Genomic DNA, 23,447 nt, shown 5'->3' on the forward strand with positions numbered 1-23,447 from the left:
ATCATGAGGTTGGCGGGAGCGATACGCCGATCCGGCCCCGGCAACCTCATGATCAACCCGGGGAGGGTGGGGGTGGGCGGGACGGGGTGGGGGTCGGGACGCATGGTTTCTGTTGGGCGGGAAAGTAGGCGGAATGACCCAAGCCTCCGCCGCCCCGGTGTTGAATCACCGGCAGATCCGGCTGCTCATGCTCGGTCTGATGACCGGCATGCTGCTGGCCGCACTCGACCAGACCATCGTCGGTACGGCCCTGCCGACAATCGTCGGTGAACTGGGTGGGATCAACCACTACTCGTGGGTGGTCACGGCGTACCTGCTCGCCTCGACGGCGTCGACGCCGTTGTACGGCAAGATGGCCGACCTGTACGGCCGCCGGCCGGTGTTCCTGTTCTCGATCGGCACGTTCCTGGTCGGGTCGTTGCTGGCCGGGTTGTCGCAGAACATGACCCAGCTGATCGTCACCCGGGGCATCCAGGGCCTCGGCGCGGGTGGCCTGATGACGTTGGCGTTCACGATCATCTCGGACGTGGTGTCCCCCCGCGATCGTGGCCGCTACCAGGGGTTGTTCGGCGCGGTGTTCGGCATCTCGTCGGTGGCTGGCCCGCTTGTCGGTGGTTACTTCGCGGAGACCGACTGGCGGTGGATCTTCTACATCAACGTGCCGCTGGGGATCCTTGCCATCGTGGTCTGCTACCACGTGATGCGGCTGATCCCGTTCGAGCGGCGTAAGCACGCGATCGACTGGCTGGGTGCGGGTCTGCTTGTCGCCGGGGTGAGCTGTCTGCTGCTGGCGTTGAGCTGGGGCGGCAACGAGTATCCGTGGGGTTCCGGGGTGATCATCGGCCTGCTGGCCGCGGGCGCGGTGCTGGCAGTGCTCTTCGTGCTCCAGGAGGCCCGTGTCGCCGAGCCGATCCTGCCGCTGCGGCTGTTCCGCAGCGCCACGTTCGCGCTCGCCAACTCCGCAGGCTTCGTGCTGGGTCTGGTGATGTTCGGGTCGATCATCTTCATCCCGCTGTACCTGCAGATCGTCAAGGGCGCCTCGCCGACCCGCAGCGGTCTGCTGATGCTGCCGATGATGGCGGGCATCATCGTCACGTCGATCGTCACCGGCCGGGCGATGAGCCGCATCGGGCGGTACAAGTGGTTCCCGGTCGCCGGGGCGGTGACGCTGGTGCTGGGCATGCTGCTGTTCACGAGGCTGCACGTGGACACCTCGCTGTGGGTGGCGTTCGGCTTCATGGTGGTCATCGGCGTCGGCCTGGGTCTGTGCATGCAGTCGCTGGTCCTGGCGGTGCAGAACGCGGTCTCGGTGCGGGACCTGGGCGCCGGTACGTCCTCGGCGACGTTCTTCCGGTCGCTTGGTGGTTCGTTCGGCGTGGCGATCCTCGGCACGCTGCTGTCCTCGCGGCTCAACACGCAGTTGGCCGAACGGCTGCCGGGCGCGATCGCCCAGCTTCCGCCGGACCAGCAGGCGGCGATCGCGGCGAGCGGCGGAACGAACATCTCGATCAACGACCCGGCGACGATCATGTCGTTGCCCGGTGCGGTGCGGGCCGCCATCCAGGAGTCGTTCGTCGACTCGCTGCACCTGGTCTTCCTGACCGCCGGCCTGGTCGCCATCGTGGCGGTGCTGGTCACAGTGGCGATGCCCAACAACACGCTGCGAGGTGCGGGGCCGGAGGGTGCCACCGGTGGTGCCGACCCGATCGGCGGTAAGGCTCCGGCGCCGGGCGGCAAGCCGCTCACCAAGGAGTCGAAGGATGAGGCCGCCGCCGACATGGAGGCCAAGTCCCAGACGATGATCTGACGGACCGCCGGCTCACCTACTTCAGGATGAGCCGGTTGGTCTGATCGAAGACGTCCAGGTCGGCCAGGGTCTCGTTGACCGAGGCGGAGAGCGGTGCCGGGAACCGGTCGCGGGGAAAGAAGCCCGCGTCGGTGGTCTCGTCGGTGGTCCGGGACAGCTGCCCGTCCCACTCCTCCACCTTGAACGCGGTGGTGAAGACCTGGTACGTGTGCCCGTACATGTTGGTGCTGGTCCGGTCCGGGCCGGTGTAGAGGGCGAACGCGCAGACCCGCAGCGCCCGCAACCCGGTCTCCTCGCGGACCTCGCGTACGGCGCAGTCGGCGATCGACTCACCCAGCTCCATGGCGCCGGCGGGCATTGCCCACTGGCCGTTGTCCGAGCGTTGGATCAGCAGGATGCGCCCGGCGTTGTCGTTGACCACGGCCCGGGCGCCGACGAACATCAGCGTCCGGTCACCGGCCAGCGCGCGTAGTTGCCCCACGTACGAATCGGCCCAGGAAATGCTCACCTGCGCCAATTTACGGGGGTTCCCAACGTGTGACCGGCGACACTAGCTTGTTACCCATGCGTAGCACGATGATGGACGCCCCTCTGCAGGTCTCCCGGATCCTCGACCACGGCGCCGGGGTGCACGGCACGGCCGAGGTGGTCACCTGGACCGGCGGCGAACCCCGCCGGATGACGTACGCCGAGGTGGGCCGCGCGGCGGCGCGGCTGGCACACGCGCTGCGCGACGAGTGCGGGGTGACAGGCGACGAGCGGGTCGCCACGTTCATGTGGAACAACAACGAGCACCTGGTGGCGTACTTCGCGGTGCCGAGCATGGGTGCGGTGCTGCACACCCTCAACATCCGGCTCTTTCCCGACCAGGTCGCCTACATCGCCAACCACGCGCAGGACCGGGTGGTGCTCGTCGACAGCACGCTCATCCCGCTGCTGGCCCGGGTGATCGGCGAGCTGGCCACAGTGCGGCACGTCGTGGTGGTCGGCGGCGGTGACCCGGCGCCCCTGGTGGCTGCTGCCGGTGACCGGATCACCGTGCACCACTGGGACGCGCTGCTCGCCGACCGTCCCGACACGTTCGACTGGCCCGAGGTGGACGAGCGGGACGCGGCGGCGCTCTGCTACACCTCGGGCACCACCGGACATCCCAAGGGCGTCGCCTACTCGCACCGCTCGATCTACCTGCACTCGTTGCAGGTCTGCATGCCCGAGGGGTTCGGCCTCGGGCCGACCGATCGGGAGCTGGCGATCGTGCCGATGTTCCACGCCATGTCGTGGGGCCTGCCGTACGCGGCGTTCCTGTCCGGCGCGTCGCTGATCATGCCGGACCGGTTTCTCCAGGCGGCGCCGATCGCCGAGATGATCGCCGCCGAGCGGCCGACGCTGGCCGGCGCGGTGCCGACCATCTGGACCGACCTGCTCGCATACCTGGACACCCACGACGTGGACACCTCGTCGCTCACCGAGGTGATCGTCGGTGGCTCGGCCTGCCCGCCGGCCCTGATGCACGCGTTCGACGAGCGGCACGGCATCGACGTGATCCACGCCTGGGGGATGACAGAGATGTCCCCGCTGGGTTCGGTCTCCCGCCCACCGGCCGGCGCGAGCGGTGAGCAGGCGTGGCGCTACCGCTACACGCAGGGCCGGGTGCCGGCCGGCGTGCAGGCGCGCATCGTCGGCCCGGCGGGCGAGCCACTGCCCGCCGACGGCACGTCAGTGGGCGAGCTGGAGGTCCGGGGGCCGTGGGTGACCGCACGGTACGTCGGTGACGACGCCCCCGACGAGGAGAAGTTCCGCGACGGCTGGCTGCGTACCGGGGACGTGGGCACGCTGTCCCCGGACGGGTACCTGACGCTCACCGACCGGGCCAAGGACGTGATCAAGTCCGGTGGTGAGTGGATCTCCTCGGTGGAGCTGGAAAATGCGCTGATGGCCCATCCGGCGGTGCTGGAGGCCTGCGTGGTGGGGGTGCCGGACGAGCGGTGGGGCGAGCGTCCGTTGGCCACCGTGGTGGTCCGGGAGGGCGGCACGGCGACCGCCGAGGAACTGCGCGACTTCCTGGCCGCCACAGTTGTCCGCTGGCAGCTGCCCGAGCGGTGGGCGTTCATCGACGCGGTGCCCAAGACCAGCGTCGGGAAGTTCGACAAGAAGGTCGTCCGTTCGCGGTACGCCGGAGGCGAGCTCAGTGTCCGGGAGCTGACAGCCCCGTAACGTTTTAGCGGGCACCGTCGCCTGTTGGGGAAGAGGGAATTCTCCTGATCATTTCCTCCCCAGGGGGCGGCCCCGGCGTTCGCACCGCGCCGGGGCCGCCCTTTCCTTGCGGGTAACCCGCACCGTCATTGTTGCGAAAATTGTTCGGCTCTGTCCTGATGACGGGGAAATCAGCAGCCGAAGACCCGATCAGGCGTCGCTGGTGGGGATCTGGACCTTGCCCACCACCGAGTCCTCTACCGCCTGGTGGGCCGCCGCCGCGTCCGCCAGCGGGTAGGTGTGCAGCGGCAGGCCGGCGTCGGCGCCCACCCGGATGCCACCCTGGTTGGCCGCCGCCGCCACGTCGACCACGCCCTGTGCCTTTGCCGCCTTCGGCTCCGTGTAGACCAGCACGAACTGCCACCTGCTGTTGAGCGCGAACAGTGGACGGACCGGCACCGTCATCTCGGCGCCACCGTCGTCGGCGTACACGCAGACAGCGCCGCCCTGCCGGAGGACCTGCGCGTCCGTCGACGCGTTGCGGGCAGGGGAGACCTCGACGACCGTGTGGACCCCGTCCGGGGCGATCTTGCGGACCTCTTCGACCACGTCCTGCTCCCGGTAATTGATCACCAGGGAGGCGCCGGCCGCCGCAGCGAGCTGCGCCTTCTCCGGGCTGCTCACCGTGGCGATCACAGTGGCGTCAGCCCACCGGGCCAACTGGATCGCCGCGTTGCCGACAGCGCCCGCCCCGCCCTGCACCAGCACTGTGTGGTCGGCCAACGCGCCGGAGCGCAGCGCGTCCGGCATGAGCTCGCCGGCCGTCAGGCAGCGGTGCGCGGTCAGGAACGGGATGCCCAGGCTCGCCCCCAGCTCGAACGAGGCGTCACCCAGCGGCACCGTCTGCCGCACCGGCACCAGCGTGTACTCCGCGGCGGTGCCCCACGGCCGCTGCCAGGCAGCCTCCCAGATCCAGACCCGTTCACCGATCAGCTCGGCGTCGACTCCCGTGCCGACCGCCTCGATCACTCCCGCGCCGTCCTGCCCGGGGATCTGCCACCTCTTCGGCGCGGAGGACCGCCGGGACTTCCAGTCCGTCGGGTTCACCCCGGACACCGCCATCCGGACCAGGACCTCGCCCGCCCCCGGCTCCGGCACCGGGCGGTCGACCAACTCCAGCACCGAAGGGTCGCCGGTGCGCTCGTACACGATGGCCTTCATCCGTCGACTCCTCAGCTGTCCGGCGCGCGGCACCCGTGTCGAGCACCGTCGCCTGCGGTACCCCGCACGGTCCCCGTCATGCCGACCGAGACCGGCCCGGAAACCGCACAACCGGGGACAGCCGTGACGGCGCGCAGGTCAACCCTTCAGCCCGCCCACCAGCTCCGGGGTCAACTCACCGATCGAACCCAGCGTCGCCGCCGCCAACGCGGCCGCATCCGGGTCCAGGGGGTACGAGCCGTGCGGCACCGCCACCACCCGCATCCCTGCCGCGGCAGCCGAGCGGACCCCGTTCGACGAGTCCTCCACCGCCGCACAGCGGGTCGCGTCGACGCCGAGGCGCTGCGCGACGGTCAGGTACACGTCCGGTGCCGGCTTGCCCCGCTCGGTCTCCTCGGTGGACAGGGTGACGGCGAAAGCGTCGGTCAGACCCGTGGCGTCCAGCGCCGCAGCGATCAGCCGGGTCGGCGACGAGCTGGCCAGCCCCAGCGGCCACCGCGCGGCCATCCGGCGCACCACCTCGTCCGCGCCGTCGATGAGGGGTACGTGTTCCCGGTAGCGCCGGGCCATCTCCCGCACCACCTCGTCGGCGACCTGCTCAGCGGTGCGCCGCACGCCCAGCTCGCCACTGAGATAGGCGGCCCACTCGCCGGTGCTCATACCCATCAGCCGACGCTGGGTGTCCGGCTGCCACGTCCCGCCGTGCTCGGCCACGTACGCCCGCCGGACCTCCTCCCACACGGGCTCGGAATCCACGATCACGCCGTCCAGGTCGAAAACCACAGCATCCACCACGGGCCCATCCTGCCCGACCCGGAGGCGTCCGGTCAGGCGGGCAGTGGGGGCAGCCCGATCGGGCTGTCCGGCGGGATCAGCGTGTGACAGGACCGGGCGATCGGTTCCAGCAGCTCACGCAGCCGGTCGGTGCGATCCACGCCGAGGGCCAACCACGGGTGTTCGGCGGCCCGGTCGGTGGCGTCCTCGACGGCCTGGAAGTCGGCCCGACTCTGCTCGGTGGCCGTACCGTCCGGTGCCAACCAGCCGCGCTGTGTCAGCCGCTCGCAGGCGGCGTGCCACTGCTCTTCCGTCCAGCCCCGGCCCAGCAGGTTCACAGGTGACATGCCGACGGCCACCTTCCAGGCCAGCGTCTCCACCGGGTCCAGGCCAGCGGCCACCAGCGCCGCAACGTGCCCGTCGCCCCGCTGCTCGCGCAGCGTCGTCGCGGCCTGCCAGATTCGGGCCAGGGGGTACTCCCCGATCGGCAGCGCCGCATTGGCAGCGCCGAGCACCCGGCCCGCCGTCTGCGCCGCAGTGGCGGCCTCCTCCAGCAGGTCGGCGGTCTCCATGAGGTGCGCCTCGGGCAACTCGTAGGTCAGCTCGGCGAGCGCCTGCACGGCACCTGTCAGCCGGGCCCGCAACGCCTCCGTCGGCGTGGCCAACCGCCACACCGCCGGCAGCGCCCGGCTCACCATCGGCGGCGCGAAGGTGAAGAAGGCGGCAATCACCGGAGCCGCCTCGGTGGCGCCCAGCGGCGCGGAGCGGCCCGCGAAGTAGCCACGCCAGTACCCGCGCAGGCCGACCGCCTCGTACGCGGCACGGGCCCGGGGATGGAAGTAGGTGACAGCGTGCACCGCTTCGAAGTGCGTCCACATCAGCCGGGCGGTCCGCCCAGGCTCAGCCAGCGTCGTCACACCGCACCTCCGCGTCCCCGTCCGGATGCCCACCCCGGGGCGGCGGACCGCCCAGGGGGTGACGCCGAACCTACTGCCGGTGGGTAACCGGCCGGAAGCCCCATGTGAACAACTCCATCGCGCCCGGACGACAACCGGGGCGATCCAGACAGGTCACTGGGCGGCGAGCACGTCCACCACGAAGCGCAGCGGGCCGGTCGGACGACCGCCAGCGGCTGCCTCGTCGTTGCCGTACGCCAGCTCGCCCGGGATGTCGAGCTGCACCCGGCTGCCCACGGTCACGCCCACCAGGCCCTGGTCCCAGCCGGGAATGACCTGCCCCACCCCGATGGCGAAGGTGGCCGGCTGGCCCGCGTTCCAGGACGAGTCGAACTCCTTGCCGTCCTTGTAGAACACGCCCACGTAGTTGGTGGTGATGGTCTGGCCCTGCTTGACGGCCGGGCCGGTGCCCTTGATCACCGGGGTGACAGTGAGCTTCTTCAGCTCGCCAGTGCCGGCCTTCACCGTCGGCTTCTTGCTCAGCGCCGGGTCGGCGTTCTCGGGCATCTGCGGAGCCGGGGGCGCGGTGGGGGCGTCCGCAGCCGGGGCGGACGCCGACGGGGTCGCACCTGCCTGGTTGGTGGGCTTGTCGTCGCCCCGGTTCCGGTCGATCCACACGAAACCGCCGATCAGCAGCGCCATCACGGCGACGCCGGCGAGGCCACCCGCCCACGCGTTGCGGCGCCGCTTCGCCTCGGCGGCCTTCTGCGCCGCCAGCTGGGCGGCCAGACGCCGCCCCGCCTTCGTCGCCGGGCTCTGGCCCTCCGACCGGTTCTGCTGCGTCCGCTCGCTCACGTCGTCGACTCCCTGCTGCGAAGGTGTGGCCGGCACCCGGTGCCGGGGGGAAAGCCGACGCACACGGTACCCGCCCTGCGGCCCGCTGTGCCCGCCCCGGACGTCTCGGATCGCCCAGGGAGGCCGTCGCGGGACGTTATTCGGGTACGACCATGAAGTCGGTCACGAACGACGTGACACTCCCGTCGGCCGCGCGCCCGATCCAGGTTCCGTAGCAACCGTCGCCCCAACCCGTGGTGACGGTGACGACGTTCGCGCCGGTGGTCTCGTCCAGCACGGCCGTGATCAGCCCCGGGACCTGCGACTCGGGCGGCTCCGCGGGGATGAAGACCTCCTCGACGCGATCCTCGTCCCAGGCTTCCAGGGCGGCGAGCGCTGTCGGGTCGGCGAGAGTGCCGGCGCCGGCGTCCACCCCGTACCCGAAGTAGTCGTCCGGGCCGAGGGCGGCGACATCCTGGTCGCCCGCGACGGCCGGCTCCCAGCGCACCGTCGGCGCCTCGGAGATCACCAGCTCCAGTGCCGCCACCCGCCGGTCGACCTCGGCGTCCTCCCGCAGCACCGCAGCCACCCAGGCGCGGGCGGGATGACGCCCAGGCGGCACCGTGACAGTGAACGGCTCGGCCTCAGGGCGGACCAGCGGGTCGCACCCGACCACCTGGCCGGTCGGCAGCACGATGTCGCCCACCGGGTGGACCTCGATCAGGTACGCGCCGTGCGCATCGGTGAAGCGCGCCCCGGGCGTCAACAACCGGTCCAGGTCAGGGGTGTACGGCATGAGGGCTCCTCCGGTTGCCAGCGGCCGGCGGAGCGTACCCGGTCCGGCCGACACCCCTCGTCGCTGCCGTACCGGTCAGGCGGTCTTGCGCGGTGCGGTCTTGCGGGCGGTCGTCTTCTTCGCCGGTTCGGCCTTCTTCGCCGCTGTCTTCTTGGCGGCGGTCTTCTTCGCCGGCTCGGCCTTGGCTGCCGTCTTCTTCTCGGCGGCCTTCTTGGTGGCGGTCTTCTTCGCAGGGGTCTTCTTGGCGGCTGCCTTCTGCGCCGAGCGGGCCGACGAGATGGGCGTCGGCTCGCCGCCACCGCCGCGGGCCGGTTGCTCGCCGCGCGCCGCACGGGCCCTGTCCACCGACGCCTTCAGCGCGGCCATCAGGTCCACCGCCGCGGCCGGAGCCTCCTCGGCCTCCTCCGGCTGGACGACCTCCCGACCCTCCACCTTGGCGTCGATGACCTCCTGCAATGCCGCCCGGTAGTCGTCGGTGAACACGTCCGGCTCGAACTCGCCGGCCATCGAGTCGATAAGCGAACTGGCCATCGCCAACTCCGGCGGGCGGACCTTGAGGTCCTCGTCGAGGAAACCGAAATCCGGGGTACGGATCTCGTCCGGCCAGAGCATCGTGTTGAGCAGCAGCACACCCTCGCGCACCCGCAGCGTTGCGAGCTGCTCCCGCTGGCGCAGCGCCACCTTGACGATCGCCACCCGCTCCGAGTCGATGAGCGCGTCGCGCAGCAGCACGTACGGCTTGGTGGCAGTGCCCTCCGGTTCGAGGAAGTACGCCTTGTTGTAGAGGATCGGGTCGACCTGCTCGGCGGGTACGAACTCCAGCACGTCGATGGCGCGTGAGCTGGTCAGGGGCAGCTCGGCGAAGTCCTCGTCGGTGAGGATCACCATTTCGCCGCCGCCGATGTCGTAGCCCTTGGCGATGTCGTCGTAGGTGACCTCCTCGCCGCAGACCGAGCAGGTGCGCTTGTAGCGGATCCGACCGCCGTCCTCGCGGTGGACCTGGTGGAACCGGATGTCCTTCTCCTCGGTCGCGGAGTAGAGCTTCACCCCGATCGAGACGAGCCCGAACGACACGGCTCCCTTCCAGATGGCACGCATCCTGCGCTCCCTTCCCCGGTATCGACCATGCTCGCATCCGAAAGAACCGGACGCGAGGTGTTCGGCCTGGTACTACAGTCGGGTCGTGCCCGGAGCGCCGCTCAAGCCGATGCTCGCGATGACCGGGCCCCTCCCTGCGGGTGACGGCTGGGCCTACGAGTTCAAATGGGACGGCATCAGGGCACTCGCCGACATCTCCGGTCGTGCTCAACATCTGTACGCCCGTACCGGCGTGGAGATCACCGCCGCGTACCCGGAGCTGGCCACCCTGCCCGAGCAGGTCGACGACGTGCTGCTCGACGGCGAGGTGGTGCTGTTGGGCGAGGGCGGGCAGCCGTCGTTCACCGCGTTGGCCGAGCGCATGCACGTCCGGGACCGCAACAAGGCGGCACGGTTGGCGGCGGTCATGCCGGTCACGTACATGATCTTCGACCTGCTGCGGATCAATGGCGACGACCTGACCGGCTGGCCGTACGAGCGCCGCCGGGAGGCCCTGGACGCGCTCGCGCTCGGCGGTGCCCGGTGGGCGGTGCCGCCGGTCTTCTCCGACGGCCCGGCCACCTACGAGGCGGCCGGCGAGCACGGCCTGGAGGGCGTGATGGCCAAGCGGGTCGACGCCGTCTACCGGCCGGGGGTGCGCTCGCCGGACTGGGTGAAGGTCAAGCTGGAGGTGACCGGCGACTTCGTGGTGGGCGGCTGGCGGCCGGGAGCGCGCCGCATCGGCGGGCTGCTGGTCGGCGTACCCGGCCCGGACGGCCGGCTGATCTACCGTGGGCGGGTCGGCGGCGGGATCGGCGCAGCCATGGAACGGCAGCTCCTCGCCGAGCTGGAGCCGTTGCGCTCCGGCGTGTCACCGTTCGCGGCGGGTGTGCCGCGCGAGGATGCCCGGGGTGCCATCTGGGTAGAACCCCGGGTGGTGGTGGAGGTGAAGTACGGCCAGCGCACCCCCGACGGCCGGCTGCGCTTCCCCCGGGTGCTGCGGATGCGCCCGGACAAGCCGCCGGAGGAGGTCGACGATGCCGGCTGACCGGCTGAAGGTGGACGTCGAGGGCCGCCCACTGGAGTTGTCCAACCTGGACAAGGTCCTCTATCCGGCGGCAGGCTTCACAAAGGGTGAGGTGATCGACTACTACACCCGGATCTCGCCGGTGCTACTGCCGCACCTGGCCGACCGACCGGTGACCCGGATCCGGTTTCCCAACGGGGTGGACGACAAATCGTTCTTCGAGAAGAACAAGCCGGCAGCCACCCCGGACTGGGTGCGGGTGGAAACCCTGCCAGCGCCCGGCTCGACCAAGGGCCGGGAGACCATCGACTACGTGGTCGCCGACGACTTGCCAACCCTGGTCTGGCTGGCCAACCTGGCCGCGCTGGAGCTGCACACACCGCAGTGGAAGGTCGGCGAACACCCGGACATGATGGTTGTCGACCTGGACCCGGGGCCGCCGGCAGGGCTCGCCGAGTGCTGCCCGGTGGCGGTGCTGATGCGCGACCGGCTCGCCGACGACGGCATCGACTCGTACCCGAAGACGTCAGGCAAGAAGGGCATGCAGCTGTGCTGCCCGATCGCCGGCAACCAGTCCGCCGACGACGTCTCCGCCTACGCGCGTCGCATCGCGCAGGAGTTGGAGAAGGAGCACCCGAAGCTCATCGTGTCGAAGATGGCCAGGAACCTGCGCCCCGGCAAGGTCTTCATCGACTGGAGTCAGAACAACGCGGCGAAGACGACAGTCGCGCCGTACTCGCTGCGCGCCCAGCGGGCACCATCGGTGTCGACGCCGCTGACCTGGGACGAGGTCGAGGCCGGCGCCCGCGGCCGGAAGCCGGCCGTCCGCCAGTTCACCTCCGCCGAGGTCCTGGACCGTGTCGAGGAGTACGGCGACCTGCTCGCCCCGCTGCTCGACGGCGGCCCGGAACTGCCCGCGCGCTGACGTTGCCGACAACTACGGCTGTCGGCCGACGACGGTCGGGACCAAAGTCGTTGAGTAGGGTGAATCCGACGTCGTCACCGGGGAGCGGACATGCAGGCAACCGTCACTGTCGACCTACCCGTCGACGTCGAACGTCCCCTGCTCAGCTATCGCGACGAGGCCACCGGTGAACGCGTCGACCTGGCCGCGCACCAGCTCGGTGCCTGGGCGGCGCGCAGCGCGAGCCTCCTGCGGGACGGCTGCGGGCTCGGCCCCGGCAGCCGCGTAGCGGTGCTGCTGCCGCCGCACTGGCGTACCGCCGCGGTGTTGTTGGGGGCGTGGGCCTCGGGCCTGGCGGTGTCGTTCCGGCCGCGCGCCACGGCGGGCCTGCCCGTGCTCGAACCGGGCGGGGACCGGCCGTTCGACGCGGTCTTCGTGACGCCGGAGCGGCAGGACGACTGGCTGGAGGACGTGCCGGACGCCACGCACCGCTACCTGGTGGGCACCGGGCCGGGTCGCCTGGCCGACGTGCCGTTGGGCTGGCTCGACTGGTCCGCCGAGGTGCTCCGGCACCCGGACGTCACGCCCGACCACGCCGCCATCCACCCGTCGGATCCGGCCAGCGCGGACGGGACGACCTACGGGCAGTGGGGTGCGCTCGCCCAGGAGGTCGCGGGGATGCTGGGCCTGCGCGCCGGCGATCGGCTGCTTGTCGACGCCGCCGAGCACGAGCAGCCGCTGAAGTGGTTGCTCGCGCCGCTGTCGGCTGGCGCGTCAGTGGTGATCAGCGCCAACCTCGACCCGGCGCGGCGGGACGCGGTCGTCGCCGCCGAACAGGCGACCCGGGTCCTCTGACCCGCGCCCGCCAGGCCCAACAGCGCTTGGCGAACCTGTTCCGTTACATCGTCATCCGCCCTGTTCACAGGGTCTTTCGTCGATGCCGTAGGCGTGTTCTCATACCCCACGACGACGTCATCGACGCGCACCGCTTCCCGCACTGAAAGGTGCAACGATGCACAGGAGACCAACCTTCCGACTGGCCGTCCTCACCGCCACCGCCGCGACGCTCCTGGCGTCCGGCGGCGCCTCCGGGGCGCTTGCCACTGCCGCCCCCGCCTCTCCGGGTGTCGAGGCGTGTGAGTCGGGCGCCGACCGGCACAGCGCGGCCCGGGTCGCCAAGGGCGCCACCGCGCAGGAGCCAGAGCTGTACTCCACGAACGAGGCGAAGGCCTATGGGGTGGTCAAGGACGCCCCGCGCCTGGCCAACGGCAGCGTCACAGTGCCGACGGTCTTCCACATGGTGTCGGACCACCCTCTCAGCGCGGCCGAGCGGACCAGGTGGAACACCCTGATCGCCGCGCAGCTGACCGTGCTCAACGACTCGTTCGCGGGCCGTACGGCGGCGAACGCCTCCGACACGCCGTTCCGGTTCTCGCTCGTCGAGACGACGTGGACGGTGAACAGCGCCTGGTACACGGTCGAGCCGGGCAAGAACGAGCGGGACATGAAGAGGGCGCTGCACACCGGCGACTCGGAGACCCTCAACGTGTACGCGGCCAACATCGGCGGCGGTCTACTCGGCTGGGCGTACTTCCCGAAGGACTACAACAACGGCCGCGCGTACATCGACGGTGTGGTGATGCTCGACGAGTCGATGCCGGGCGGCACCGCCGGCAAGTACGCCCTCGGCGACACCCTGACGCACGAGGTCGGGCACTGGCTGATGCTGGAGCACACCTTCGCGCACGGCTGCTCCGCCGCAGGTGACTTCGTGGAGGACACCCCGCGCGAGGCGGGGCCGCAGTTCGACTGCCCGGTGGGCGCGGACTCCTGCACCGCACCAGGGCTGGACCCGATCCACAACTTCATGGACTACACGCAGGACTCCTGCATGAACATGTTCACAGCCGGACAGGCCGACCGGATGAGCGACGCCTGGGTGGCGTTCCGAGCCGGCGGCGCCGGCTGACCAGGGCGCAGTGGTCTTGATCGACTCGGTTTCCTTGAAGGCGCGGTATCAGAGCGCTGGGGATACCCCGATTTCCTGGAAACCGAGTCGATCAAACTGCCGTCAGTCGAACGACGGCAGGGACGGGCCGAGGACGTCGTCGGCGTCGACGATCGTGTACGCGTACCCCTGCTCGGCGAGGAAGCGCTGCCGGTGCGCCGCGTACTCGGTGTCGATCGTGTCCCGGGACACCACCGTGTAGAAGTGCGCCTGCCGCCCGTCGGACTTCGGCCGGAGCACCCGGCCCAGCCGCTGCGCCTCTTCCTGGCGCGATCCGAACGTGCCTGACACCTGGATCGCCACCGCCGCCTCGGGCAGGTCGATCGAGAAGTTGCCGACCTTGGAGATCACCAACGTCCGCAGCTCGCCGGACCGGAACGCGTCGAACAACCGCTCGCGCTCCTTGTTCGTGGTCGAGCCCTGGATGATCGGCGCGTCGAGGTATTCGCCGAGCTGGTGCAACTGGTCGATGTACGCGCCGATCACCAGCACCTGATCCTCCGGGTGCCGGTCGACGAGCGCCTTCACCACCGGCAGCTTCGTGCGGGCGGTAGCCGCCATCCGGTACCGCTCCTCGGCCTCCGCCGTCGCGTACGACATCCGCTCCGCGTCGGTGAGGGTCACCCGGACCTCGACACACTCGGCCGGGGCGATCCAGCCCTGCGACTCGATGTCCTTCCACGGCGCGTCGTACCGCTTCGGACCGATCAGGCTGAACACGTCGCCCTCCCGGCCGTCCTCGCGTACCAATGTCGCCGTCAGGCCCAGCCGGCGGCGGGCCTGGAGATCCGCGGTGAACCGGAAGATCGGCGCGGGCAGCAGGTGCACCTCGTCGTAGACGACAAGGCCCCAGTCGCGGGCACCGAACAGGTCAAGGTGGGTGAACGCGCCGCCGCGCCGCGAGGTGAGCACCTGGTACGTCGCGATGGTGACCGGGCGGATCTCCTTACGCTCGCCGGAGTACTCGCCGATCTCCTCCTCGGTGAGCGAGGTGCGGGCGATCAGCTCCCGCTTCCACTGCCGGCCGGCGACGGTGTTGGTGACCAGGATCAGCGTTGTCGCCTTCGCCTCGGCCATCGCCGCCGCCCCGACAAGGGTCTTGCCGGCCCCGCAGGGCAGCACCACCACACCCGACCCGCCGGCCCAGAACGCCTCGACGGCTTCCCGCTGGTACGACCGCAGCGTCCACGGCTTGCGCCCGTCCTTGCCGGCCTCGGCCAGCTCGATCGGGTGCGCCTCGCCGTCGACGTACCCGGCCAGGTCCTCCGCCGGCCAACCCAACTTCAGCAGCGCCTGCTTGAGCCGGCCACGCTCGGACGGGTGCACCTGGATCGTGTCGTCGTCGATCTTGTTCCCAAGCATGCCGGCGAGCTTCTTGCTCTTGGCCACCTCGATCAGCACGAGCCGGTCCAGCGCACGCAGCACCAACCCGTACGCCGGGTCGTTGGCGAGTTGGAGCCGGCCGTACCGGTCCATCGTCTCGGCGACGTCCACCAGGAGCGCGTGCGGCACCGGGTACCGCGAGTATTTGAGCAGCGAGTCCACCACGCCCTCGGCGTCGTGCCCGGCGGCGCGGGCGTTCCAGAGCCCGAGCGGGGTCAGCCGATAGGTGTGCACATGTTCGGGAGAGCGCTCCAGCTCGGCGAACGGCGCGATCGCCATCCGGCAGGCCTGCGCGTCGGGGTGGTCGATCTCCAGCAAAAGGGTCTTGTCCGACTGAACGATCAGTGGTCCACCACTCACGCCAGCGTCCTCTCCTCGATTGGCTGTCGGGTCGCGGCAGTCGCTTACCCGACGCTGGCCGACCATCCAGTGTCGCACGATCCGGGATCAGCAAAGAAAGATGCCGACTGGGCGCAACCGCGACCGTACTGACAAACGTCTAGCAATGGGACGACTGTCCAGGGGAGGTCTCATGAAGCGGTTCCGGATCACTTCCCGGCTGGTCGCCCCGCTGGTGGTCGTGCTGGTCGGCACCGGCGCGTGCACGTTCGATCCGCAGTCCGGCGGGGGTGGCGGCGGGGGAGCCGCCCCGGCAGGTGCGGCGGAACAGGTAACGGGGGCGAGCGGCACGTCCGGGCCGGACCAGCGCGGCCGGCCAACGCCGGCCGCGCCGACGGCGGGGCCGACCAGCAGCGCCACGACGAAACCCAAGCCCAAGCCGACCCGCAGCACGCCCGCCCCGACCACGGCCGCGCCCACTGCCCGAGCCGCCGGCTGCCCGCAGGGCGAGCACCAGCGCGCTGTGGAGACCTACCTAGCCCAGTTGGGCGGGTTCGGGCCGGTGACCGTGGACGGCCAGCAGTCCGCCGCCGACTGCGCGGCCATCAAGAAGTTCCAGAAGAGGTACGGCATTCGCCCCGTCGAGGGTCGCGCCGGGCCAACCACGTTCGACGTGGCGAAGCGACTCGCCACCACCGATCCGACCCGCTGCAAGGCGGGCACCGGCACCACGTTCTGCGTGGACCTGACCCGCCAGACAGTGTGGGCCCTGCGCAACGGCAAAGTGATCATGGAACCGACGGTGACGCGGACCGGCATGTCCGGCTACCGCACCCCGTCCGGCACGTACGCCGTCAACTACCGCAACCCCAAGGAGTGGTCCAACCCGTACGAGGTGTGGCTGCCGTACTGGCAGCACTTCACCCAGGGGATGGGCTTCCACGAGACCACCACCTACCTGCACGACAAGTCCATCGGCTCGCACGGCTGTGTCAACCTGCTGCACGCCGACGCCGTCCGGATGTGGGAGTTGGGCAAGGTCGGCACACGCGTCGTTCTGGTCGGCCGTCGGCCCGGCACCTGAGTGACCTGCCCGACTCCGGGTTTTAACCCCTGTCACAGCGGTCCCAGGAGTGACACTCTTGGGAGTTCAGGGGCCGAACCGGGCGGGGAGGGCTGGGCATGACGGTCGACCGTGACGTGATCGCAGAACACGAGCAGGCACCGCCCGACGAGGTGTCCCGAGCGACAGTGGTCGCGTACGGCGTCGCCGCGACGCTCCTGCTCGGATGGTTCCTCTTCGGCTGGCTGGTGCTCCAGCAGGGCTTCGTCGACTCGGTCGGGGAGTCCGCAGGCGCCGGCTTCGCGCTGCTGCTGATCGTCTCGGTCATCGGCACCGTACGCCGCAGCCGCAGTCACCGCTGATCCAACAGCGTTCCCCATTCATGGGGCAGTTCCGTCTTGTCCAATGGTCGTGTGGCGGCGCCGCTGTGGAGCTGCCCCACTTATGGGGCGGCTCTGTTTGGTCCGGCGGTCGTGTGGCGGCACCGCTGTAGAGCTGCCCCACTTTTGAGGCAGCCCTGTCTTGCCCGGCGGTCGTGTGGCGGCGCCGCTGCTGCGTGCCCCACGCATGGGGCAGCTCGACAGGGAGCGGCCATACCCCTGCGGGCTGGCGGCGGGCGGGTGGCGCTCGACCGGACTGGCAGGGTGGACGGCGGCGAGCGCGCTGGGCAGGTCACAGGCACGGGACCGCGCTGACCGAGCGCACGAGGGCGGGCTAACGTGAGGGGCGTGGCGCTCTCCCTGGCGATCTCGCCCTGCCCCAACGACACGTTCGTCTTCGACGCCCTGGTGCACGGTCGGGTGCCCGGCGCACCGCCGGTCGAGGTGACGTACGCGGACGTGGACGTCACCAACACGGCAGCCGAGCGGGGCGCATTCGACCTGGTGAAGGTGAGCTTCGCGGCGCTGCCCTGGCTCCTCGACAAGTACCACCTGCTGCCCTGCGGCGGCGCTCTCGGCCGGGGATGTGGGCCCCTGGTGCTCACCCGGGGCGACCGCGCGGGCGGCCCCGACCGCACCGACCTGACCGGTGCCACGGTGGCGGTGCCGGGCGACCGGACCACCGCGTACCTGCTGTTCCGGCTCTGGTCGGCGGGCCGGCCGCCGGCGCGGATCGAGGTGGTTCCGTTCCACGAGATCATGCCGGGCGTCGCGGCTGGCCGGTACGACGCCGGGCTCGTCATCCACGAGGCACGGTTCACCTACCACCGGCACGGCCTGACCGCGCTCGTCGACCTCGGCGAGTGGTGGGAGGCCGACACCGGCCTACCCATCCCCCTCGGCGCGATCCTGGCCCGGCGTGGCGTCGTCGACCCGGAGGCCGCCGCCGGCTGGATCCGCGAGTCGGTCCGGCAGGCCTGGGCGGACCCGACGGCCAGCCGGGAGTACGTGCTTGCGCACGCCCAGGAAATGGAGCCCGACGTGGTGGACCGGCACATCGACCTCTACGTCAACGAGTTCACCGCTGACCTTGGGGAAGCCGGTTTCGCCGCGGTGACGGCACTGCTCGACCGGGCCGCCGACGCCGGGCTCGTGCCTCAGACCTCCAGCTCGCGCGCCACCGCGTGGACCAACTGAGCGATCTTCTGCGCGGCCTTCTTGTCCGGGTACCGACCCCGACGCAGGTCCGGTTGGACCTTCGCCTCCAGCACCTTGATCATGTCTTCGACGAGACCGTGCAGCTCCTCGGCCGGTCGCCGGCGCAGCTCCGCCATCGACGGCGGCGCGTCCAACAGTTTGACGCCCATGGCCTGCGAGCCCCGGCGGCTGTCCACCACGCTGAAGTCGACCCGTTGACCACCCTTGAGGTCGGTGACGCCCGCAGGCAGGGCACCCTTGGGCAGAAACACGTCGCCGCCCTCGTCGCTCGTGACGAAGCCGTATCCCTTGGCCGTGTCGTACCACTTCACTCGACCCGTAGGCACCTGTAAACCCCTGCTTCACTTGAGCCGCTACTGCTCCAAGGCTAGCTGGATCATGCCGTCGAGCGCCGCTGGGAATCCGACGAGATCGTCAAGCACCAGCTTCGCCCCGGCCGCGCGCAACTCCTGCGCGGAACACGGGCCCGTCGCTACACCGATCCCGGGCAGCCCGGCGGCTTCCGCAGCCACCATGTCCGCCACATGGTCACCGACGTAGTGGGTCGCGTCGTGCTCCCTCAAAGCGATCGCCTTCTGCTCGGCGAACAGGTCACCGGCCAGCTCGTCGACCTTAAGGCCCAAGTGATCCAGGTGCAGCCGGGCCAGCCGACCCATCTTGGCAGTGACAACCAGCACACGACCGCCCCGTGCGCGGATCGCGTCGACCGCCTCCCGGGCGCCGGGCATCGGGACCGTCGGGGTGATCGCGTACGCCGGGTACAGCTCCCGGTACGCCAACACGGCCGACTCGACCTGCTCCGGCGGAAACCAGTACGCGAGCTCGGTACGCAGCGGCGGCCCGAGCCGGGACACGGCCAGATCGGCGTCCACCGGCACGCCCGTCCTGGCGGTCAGCGCCCGGAAGGTCGCGGCGATGCCGGGGCGGGAATCCACCAGGGTCATGTCGAGATCGAATCCGACGGTCGGTGCGGGCATGTCGAGAAACGTACCCGGTGACCCGGGGTCGGCCGGACGTCCGAGGGGCGCGACTGCCCCGTCCCGGGCTAGCGTGGAAAGACGATGACCACCTCACTCGCCGACCACCTGCGGTCACTGCCCGACGAGTCGCTGGCCGCGCTGCTCCAGCTTCGGCCGGACCTCGTCGTGCCCGTGCCGGCCGACATCTCCGCCCTGGCCATCCGCGCCCAGTCCCGGGTCTCGGTGGCACGCGCGCTGGACGGGCTCGACCAGTTCACCATGCAGATCCTCGACGCCGCCCGGCTCACCCGGCACCCGGACGAGGGCACCACGGACACCGACTCCGTGCTCGCCATGGCGACCGCCGGCCCGCACCCACCGGCGCCGACGTCCGTCCGGGCCGCCGTCGACCGGCTACGGGCGCTCTTCCTGCTGTACGGCCCCGAGCACGCCCTGCACGTGGCGGCCGCCGTCGACGAGGTGTCCCCGTACCCCGCTGGGCTCGGCCGACCCGCCGCGGACCTGGACCTGCGCTCGGCCGCGCTCTGCGCGGACCCGGCGAAGCTGCGCCGGACGCTACTCGCCGCGCCCTCGTCGGCCCGGGCGATCCTCGACCGGCTGGCGGCCGGCCCGCCGGTCGGCACCGTGCCACCGGGGGCGTTGCAGGCACCGCCGATCGGCGCGGAGGACCCCGTGCTCGCCGACCCGACAAACGGTGGGGCGCCGACCGGCTCGCCGGTGCGCTGGCTGGTCGACAACCGGCTGCTGGTTTCCACCTCATCCGGTTCGTCGACGGGCGGCGGCACTGTGGAGCTGCCCCGCGAGGTCGGCCTCCTGCTGCGTCGCGACAGTGGCCCACTCGGACCGCTGCACACCAGTGCGCCACCGGTGACTGCCGCGCCGCGCGAGCCGAAGGCGGTCGACTCGGCCGGGGCCGGGCAGACCATGGAGGTCGTCCGGCACACCGAAGGGCTGTTGGAGCAGCTCGCCGCCGAACCCGCGCCGGTGTTGCGCTCGGGCGGTATCGGCGTCCGGGACCTGCGGCGGTTGGCGCGTACCGCAGGGCTGGACGAGGCGACGACCGCGCTGCTGCTGGAGGTGGCGTACGCGGCGGGCCTCGCCGGTGAGCTGGAGCTGTCCGGTACGAGCACCGCCCGGTACGGGGCAGATCAGCAGGTGCTGCCGACCGGCGGGTACGAGGTGTGGCGGGCCGCTTCGCTGGCCCAGCGCTGGGAGCAGCTGGCCCGTGCCTGGCTGACGATGACCCGGCAGGTCGGCCTGGTCGGCCAGCGTGACGATCGGGACCGGCCGATCACCCCGCTCTCCGCCGAGGCTGAACGGGCCAGCGCACCCGCGACCCGGCGGGCGGTCCTCGCCGTGCTCGCCGACCTGGAACCCGCGACCGCACCCACAGCCGAGGAGGTCCAGGCTCTGCTGGACTGGCGGGCGCCACGGCGCAGCCGGGGTCGGGAGGCCGCCCACCGGGAGGTGCTGGCCGAGGCGGCGCAGCTCGGCGTGACCGGCCTGGGAGCGCTCACCTCGTACGGCCGGCTGCTGCTGGGTGAGCTGACGTCGGCCGACGAGCCGGGCGGCGACCCGCTGGGGCTGTACGTGGACGCGGAGAGCGGCGATCCCTCCAGCACCGCCAGGGCGCTCGACGCGCTGCTACCCGCACCGGTCGATCATTTCCTGGTGCAGGCCGACCTGACAGTGGTGGTGCCCGGCCCACCGGAGCCCGAGCTCGCCGCCGAGTTGGAGGCGGCGACCGAGCCCGAGTCGGCCGGCGGGGCAAGCGTGCACCGGGTCACCACGGCGAGCATCCGGCGCGCCCTGGACGCCGGTTACACGGCCGAGGATCTGCACGAGCTGTTCCGGCGTCGCTCGCGTACCCCAGTGCCGCAGGGGCTCAGCTATCTGGTGGACGACGTGGCCCGCAAACATGGCGGGCTGCGGGTCGGGGCGGCCGGGGCGTACCTGCGGAGCGACGACGAGACGCTGCTCACCGAGGTACTGGCCGACCGGCGGTTGGAGCCGTTGACCCTGCGGCGGCTCGCGCCGACGGTACTGATCACCCCGTACCAGGTGGGTCGGCTGCTGGTTGCCTTGCGCGACGCCGGGTACGCCCCGGTGCAGGAGGACGGCACCGGCAGCACCATGCTGTCCCGGCCCCGGATCCGGCGCGCCCCGGCGCGGGTGCCGGTGGCCACCCGGGCGTTCGACCCGCTGGCTGCCCCGAAGCTGCCGATGCCGCGGCTGCTCGGCGTGGTGGAGCACGTCCGGCGGGGCGATGCGGCGGCGCGGGCGGCCCGACGGGCGCCAGCGGTGGTACGCGGTGGTGCGGCGGGGCTCGGCGGTGGTCCCGTGCCAGCGCACACGCACAGCGAGGCCCTCGCGGTGCTCCAGCAGGCGGTACGCGACAAGGCGCTGGTCTGGGTCGGCTACGTGGACGCCCACGGGGCGACAGCCTCGCGGCTGGTCAAGCCGGTGTCGATCGGTGCCGGCTACCTACGTGCCGAGGACGAGCGGACCGAGATGCTGCACACGTTCGCGCTGCACCGGATCACCGCGGCGGTAGTGGCGGACTGATCCGAACAACGGCTCCGCCGCGCGGCCGCCCCTGGTGCCGAACGGCCCCTGCCGGACGCGGCGCGGGTTGCCGCTGTCTAGTGTCGCCGCTGTCTAGTCGCAGTCACGATCGAGGCGCCAGCCCGCCGCAGAGGTATGGGTGTGACTGCCGCTCCCTGTAGAGCTGCCCCATAAGTGGGGCACGCTGAGCCGCGCTGACACGGCTGGCTGCGCCGCGATGCCGGGGGTGCCATGCGGCCGGCCGCTTCCACGCCAGGCTCGAGGTAATCCTGGCGGCCCCCGCGATGGTGGTCGTCGAACCGTGGGGCTGCCCCGGCAGTCCGTCCGCCTGCCCCACTTATGGGGCAGCTCTACAGGCACTCACCGAGGTATGCACAGCGGCGGCGGCGCTATCCACAGGGTTATCCACAACCCGAAGGGCCGCTGTTGACGGTCGATGCTGAGCGGAAAACCATGGATTGGTGGCTATCGGTGAGGATGCAATCGATGTGGGGGCGACACTGCGGGATCTGCGTCGACGTGTCGATCTGAGCCAGCGGGAGTTGGCTGACCGGTCGGGCGTCCCGAAGAGCACGTTGGCCCGCATCGAGGCGGGGCGGGGCGCGGGGCCGGCGTTTCGGACGGTGGAGCGGCTCGTCCGTGCCGCCGGTGGTGAACTCGCCGTCAGGCTGCCCGGCGACGAGTCCAGGCTCGACGAGCCAGAGGCCGAGGGGCCAGAGACCGAGAGATCTGGTGCCGACGAGCCAGAGGCCGAGCTACGGGACGAGGCAGGTCGTCGCTATCCGGCGCACCTTGACGTGCGTCGAGTCTTGACCCTCAAAGACTGGCCAGGTGCCTGGTGGGTGCACTCGTACACGCTGCCGGAGCGGTTGTGGCCGCTGCGTGTCCCGGAGTTGACCTACGACCTGGACCGAGGGCGGCGCGACGAGCGGCGGTGGCGGAATCGGACGCGCGCCCAGGTGCGGTTTCGGCGCGCGACCGAAGGGCTTCCGGTGACGTCCTGGCGCTTTCTTGCCGAGGTGCCCGGAGCCGGGGCGGTCGGTGAGTTGAGAGCCCATGAGCGCAGCGTCGACCTTCTCCTTGGCGAAGACTGGGGCGACAGGCGTGAGCTGGTGCTGGAGGGCGTGGTGGTGGCTCCCGGCCTGCGAACCCTGGGCATCGGGCGTCAGCTGATCGGGCTGCTGGCCAGAGAGATGGCAGTGGCCGGCATCCGGACGACCCACGCGATCGCCGAGGCCGGCGGTGTTGATTTCTTGCTTGCCTGCGGCTTCGAGCTGCAGGCGGGTCGGCCGTCGGCGCTCGCACTCGAAGTTCGTTCCTCTCGGCCGTAGTCAGTGCAGCGCTGCCGCCGCCTCGGTCAACGCGGCGAGGGCCTCGTGTAGGCGCCAGGCGTCGCGGTCACGAGGGCCGACCGGGTTGGAGATCGTGCGCAGCTCGGCGAACGGCAGTCCGGCCTGCGCTGCGGCGACCGCCACGCCGTACCCCTCCATGGCCTCGGCGACCGCGGCCGGATGGCGGCGACGCAGCTCGTCGGTGCTGAGGGCTGTGCCGGTGACAGTGCTGACCGTGAGGATCGGGCCGGCCGTGGCGGCCGGCAGGGCTGCCCGCAGCGCCGCCAGCAACTGCGGGTCGGCCGGCATCACGCTGCCGCCGCCGAGCAGAGCGGGCGGCATGCCCAGCTCGTCGACGGGGATGAAGCCGTCGGGTGATTCGGCACCGAGGTCGGCGGCGATGCTCGCGGTACCGAGCACGGTGTCCCCGACGCCGGCCTGCCCGGCGAAGCCGCCGGCCACGCCGGCGCTGACGACGGCACGGTACGGGTGGCCGGCAGCCTCGGCCAGCACCAACAGCCGGGCGGTGGCGGCACCGGCCACGGCCGGTCCCACTCCGACCGGGGCGACGGTCACCGTGGCGTCGACCAGGCCGGCGCGCACCGCGTCGGCCTCGGCGGGCACCGCCGTCACCACCAGCAGCCCGGTCAC

General features: G+C 71.1%; 22 protein-coding genes. 11 read left to right on the top strand and 11 right to left on the bottom strand.

The window, feature by feature from the left end:
- Positions 1-133: 133 nt before the first annotated feature.
- Positions 134-1,807: an MDR family MFS transporter gene (locus ADK66_RS23295; protein WP_053658795.1), complete on the top strand. Its 1,674-nt coding sequence runs from the start codon at positions 134-136 to the stop codon at positions 1,805-1,807.
- A 16-nt stretch (positions 1,808-1,823) separates the two neighbouring features.
- Here ADK66_RS23295 and ADK66_RS23300 read toward each other — a convergent pair whose 3' ends face one another.
- Positions 1,824-2,315, bottom strand: a complete 492-nt coding sequence (locus ADK66_RS23300; protein WP_053658797.1) for an NUDIX domain-containing protein — start codon at positions 2,313-2,315, stop codon at positions 1,824-1,826.
- A 56-nt stretch (positions 2,316-2,371) separates the two neighbouring features.
- Between ADK66_RS23300 and ADK66_RS23305 the strand changes: the two genes are divergently transcribed.
- The gene (locus tag ADK66_RS23305; protein WP_053658799.1) at positions 2,372-4,021 is read left to right on the top strand and encodes a fatty acid--CoA ligase; all 1,650 of its coding nucleotides are present in this window, start codon (positions 2,372-2,374) and stop codon (positions 4,019-4,021) included.
- 189 nt (positions 4,022-4,210) lie between these two features.
- On the opposite strand, the gene ADK66_RS23310 is transcribed toward ADK66_RS23305, so the two are convergent.
- The 6 genes from ADK66_RS23310 to ADK66_RS23335 form a co-directional block, all read right to left on the bottom strand.
- Complete coding sequence (locus tag ADK66_RS23310) at positions 4,211-5,221, bottom strand: NADPH:quinone reductase (RefSeq protein WP_053658801.1); 1,011 nt, start codon at positions 5,219-5,221, stop codon at positions 4,211-4,213.
- Positions 5,222-5,359: 138 nt separating this feature from the next.
- A complete protein-coding gene (locus ADK66_RS23315) occupies positions 5,360-6,016 on the bottom strand; it encodes an HAD family phosphatase (protein ID WP_053658802.1) in 657 nt (218 codons plus the stop codon).
- A gap of 32 nt (positions 6,017-6,048) precedes the next feature.
- Positions 6,049-6,873 (bottom strand): hypothetical protein, encoded by an 825-nt coding sequence (locus ADK66_RS23320; RefSeq protein ID WP_053658804.1) that lies wholly within the window; start codon positions 6,871-6,873, stop codon positions 6,049-6,051.
- A 192-nt stretch (positions 6,874-7,065) separates the two neighbouring features.
- Positions 7,066-7,782, bottom strand: coding sequence for an FKBP-type peptidyl-prolyl cis-trans isomerase (locus tag ADK66_RS23325; RefSeq protein WP_157552904.1), 717 nt, complete (start codon positions 7,780-7,782; stop codon positions 7,066-7,068).
- A gap of 100 nt (positions 7,783-7,882) precedes the next feature.
- Complete coding sequence (locus ADK66_RS23330; RefSeq protein ID WP_053659409.1) at positions 7,883-8,521, bottom strand: DUF4241 domain-containing protein; 639 nt, start codon at positions 8,519-8,521, stop codon at positions 7,883-7,885.
- Between the two features lie 75 nt (positions 8,522-8,596).
- Complete coding sequence (locus tag ADK66_RS23335; protein WP_053658808.1) at positions 8,597-9,619, bottom strand: Ku protein; 1,023 nt, start codon at positions 9,617-9,619, stop codon at positions 8,597-8,599.
- An 85-nt stretch (positions 9,620-9,704) separates the two neighbouring features.
- Between ADK66_RS23335 and ligD (ADK66_RS23340) the strand changes: the two genes are divergently transcribed.
- From ligD (ADK66_RS23340) to ADK66_RS23355, 4 genes are all read left to right on the top strand, one after another.
- Positions 9,705-10,646, top strand: a complete 942-nt coding sequence (ligD, locus tag ADK66_RS23340; protein WP_053658810.1) for a non-homologous end-joining DNA ligase — start codon at positions 9,705-9,707, stop codon at positions 10,644-10,646.
- On the top strand, positions 10,636-11,550 hold the full coding sequence (ligD, locus tag ADK66_RS23345; protein WP_053658812.1) for a non-homologous end-joining DNA ligase: 915 nt from the start codon (positions 10,636-10,638) through the stop codon (positions 11,548-11,550). Before ligD (ADK66_RS23340) ends, ligD (ADK66_RS23345) begins: the two co-directional genes overlap by 11 nt.
- A 90-nt stretch (positions 11,551-11,640) precedes the next feature.
- Positions 11,641-12,384, top strand: a complete 744-nt coding sequence (locus ADK66_RS23350) for a TIGR03089 family protein (protein ID WP_053658814.1) — start codon at positions 11,641-11,643, stop codon at positions 12,382-12,384.
- A 157-nt stretch (positions 12,385-12,541) separates the two neighbouring features.
- Positions 12,542-13,498 (top strand): zinc metalloprotease, encoded by a 957-nt coding sequence (locus ADK66_RS23355; protein WP_053658816.1) that lies wholly within the window; start codon positions 12,542-12,544, stop codon positions 13,496-13,498.
- Between the two features lie 102 nt (positions 13,499-13,600).
- Here ADK66_RS23355 and ADK66_RS23360 read toward each other — a convergent pair whose 3' ends face one another.
- Positions 13,601-15,280: a DNA repair helicase XPB gene (locus ADK66_RS23360; RefSeq protein ID WP_053658818.1), complete on the bottom strand. Its 1,680-nt coding sequence runs from the start codon at positions 15,278-15,280 to the stop codon at positions 13,601-13,603.
- A gap of 172 nt (positions 15,281-15,452) precedes the next feature.
- On the opposite strand from ADK66_RS23360, the gene ADK66_RS23365 reads away from it, so the two are divergent.
- The 3 genes from ADK66_RS23365 to ADK66_RS23375 all read left to right on the top strand — a co-directional run bounded on the left by ADK66_RS23365 (position 15,453) and on the right by ADK66_RS23375 (position 17,899).
- Positions 15,453-16,343 carry a L,D-transpeptidase family protein gene (locus ADK66_RS23365; RefSeq protein WP_053658820.1) on the top strand — a complete coding sequence of 297 codons (891 nt, stop codon included), beginning with the start codon at positions 15,453-15,455 and terminating at the stop codon, positions 16,341-16,343.
- Positions 16,344-16,441: 98 nt separating this feature from the next.
- Positions 16,442-16,684 (top strand): hypothetical protein, encoded by a 243-nt coding sequence (locus ADK66_RS23370; protein ID WP_053658822.1) that lies wholly within the window; start codon positions 16,442-16,444, stop codon positions 16,682-16,684.
- Positions 16,685-17,050: 366 nt separating this feature from the next.
- A complete protein-coding gene (locus tag ADK66_RS23375; protein WP_053658824.1) occupies positions 17,051-17,899 on the top strand; it encodes a 1,4-dihydroxy-6-naphthoate synthase in 849 nt (282 codons plus the stop codon).
- Here the strand turns inward: ADK66_RS23375 and ADK66_RS23380 are convergent.
- Entirely contained in the window at positions 17,860-18,246 is a 387-nt protein-coding gene (locus tag ADK66_RS23380; protein WP_053658827.1) for a cold-shock protein, read from the bottom strand. The two genes, ADK66_RS23375 and ADK66_RS23380, sit on opposite strands and share 40 nt — an antisense overlap.
- Before the next feature lie 27 nt (positions 18,247-18,273).
- Entirely contained in the window at positions 18,274-18,897 is a 624-nt protein-coding gene (locus tag ADK66_RS23385; protein WP_053658829.1) for an HAD family hydrolase, read from the bottom strand.
- Between the two features lie 84 nt (positions 18,898-18,981).
- Here ADK66_RS23385 and ADK66_RS23390 point away from each other — a divergent pair, with 84 nt between their 5' ends.
- A complete protein-coding gene (locus tag ADK66_RS23390) occupies positions 18,982-21,465 on the top strand; it encodes a helicase-associated domain-containing protein (protein WP_053658831.1) in 2,484 nt (827 codons plus the stop codon).
- Positions 21,466-21,926: 461 nt separating this feature from the next.
- Positions 21,927-22,796, top strand: a complete 870-nt coding sequence (locus ADK66_RS23395) for a helix-turn-helix domain-containing protein (protein WP_082377620.1) — start codon at positions 21,927-21,929, stop codon at positions 22,794-22,796.
- Here ADK66_RS23395 and ADK66_RS23400 read toward each other — a convergent pair whose 3' ends face one another.
- Positions 22,797-23,447, bottom strand: a complete 651-nt coding sequence (locus ADK66_RS23400; RefSeq protein ID WP_053659411.1) for a futalosine hydrolase — start codon at positions 23,445-23,447, stop codon at positions 22,797-22,799. It abuts the gene before it with no gap.

The sequence above is a fragment of the Micromonospora sp. NRRL B-16802 genome (assembly GCF_001279555.1).
GTDB classification, from domain to species: domain Bacteria; phylum Actinomycetota; class Actinomycetes; order Mycobacteriales; family Micromonosporaceae; genus Micromonospora; species Micromonospora profundi.

What these genes read in the sequence shown, in the direction of transcription:
- ADK66_RS23295 (WP_053658795.1), top strand. Translation starts at nt 134, where the DNA reads ATGACCCAAGCCTCCGCCGCCCCGGTGTTGAATCACCGGCAGATCCGG.
- ADK66_RS23305 (WP_053658799.1), top strand. Translation starts at nt 2,372, where the DNA reads ATGCGTAGCACGATGATGGACGCCCCTCTGCAGGTCTCCCGGATCCTC.
- ADK66_RS23310 (WP_053658801.1), bottom strand. Translation starts at nt 5,221, where the DNA reads ATGAAGGCCATCGTGTACGAGCGCACCGGCGACCCTTCGGTGCTGGAG.
- ADK66_RS23320 (WP_053658804.1), bottom strand. Translation starts at nt 6,873, where the DNA reads ATGTGGACGCACTTCGAAGCGGTGCACGCTGTCACCTACTTCCATCCC.
- ADK66_RS23330 (WP_053659409.1), bottom strand. Translation starts at nt 8,521, where the DNA reads ATGCCGTACACCCCTGACCTGGACCGGTTGTTGACGCCCGGGGCGCGC.
- ADK66_RS23335 (WP_053658808.1), bottom strand. Translation starts at nt 9,619, where the DNA reads ATGCGTGCCATCTGGAAGGGAGCCGTGTCGTTCGGGCTCGTCTCGATC.
- ligD (WP_053658812.1), top strand. Translation starts at nt 10,636, where the DNA reads ATGCCGGCTGACCGGCTGAAGGTGGACGTCGAGGGCCGCCCACTGGAG.
- ADK66_RS23350 (WP_053658814.1), top strand. Translation starts at nt 11,641, where the DNA reads ATGCAGGCAACCGTCACTGTCGACCTACCCGTCGACGTCGAACGTCCC.
- ADK66_RS23355 (WP_053658816.1), top strand. Translation starts at nt 12,542, where the DNA reads ATGCACAGGAGACCAACCTTCCGACTGGCCGTCCTCACCGCCACCGCC.
- ADK66_RS23365 (WP_053658820.1), top strand. Translation starts at nt 15,453, where the DNA reads ATGAAGCGGTTCCGGATCACTTCCCGGCTGGTCGCCCCGCTGGTGGTC.
- ADK66_RS23370 (WP_053658822.1), top strand. Translation starts at nt 16,442, where the DNA reads ATGACGGTCGACCGTGACGTGATCGCAGAACACGAGCAGGCACCGCCC.
- ADK66_RS23385 (WP_053658829.1), bottom strand. Translation starts at nt 18,897, where the DNA reads ATGCCCGCACCGACCGTCGGATTCGATCTCGACATGACCCTGGTGGAT.
- ADK66_RS23390 (WP_053658831.1), top strand. Translation starts at nt 18,982, where the DNA reads ATGACCACCTCACTCGCCGACCACCTGCGGTCACTGCCCGACGAGTCG.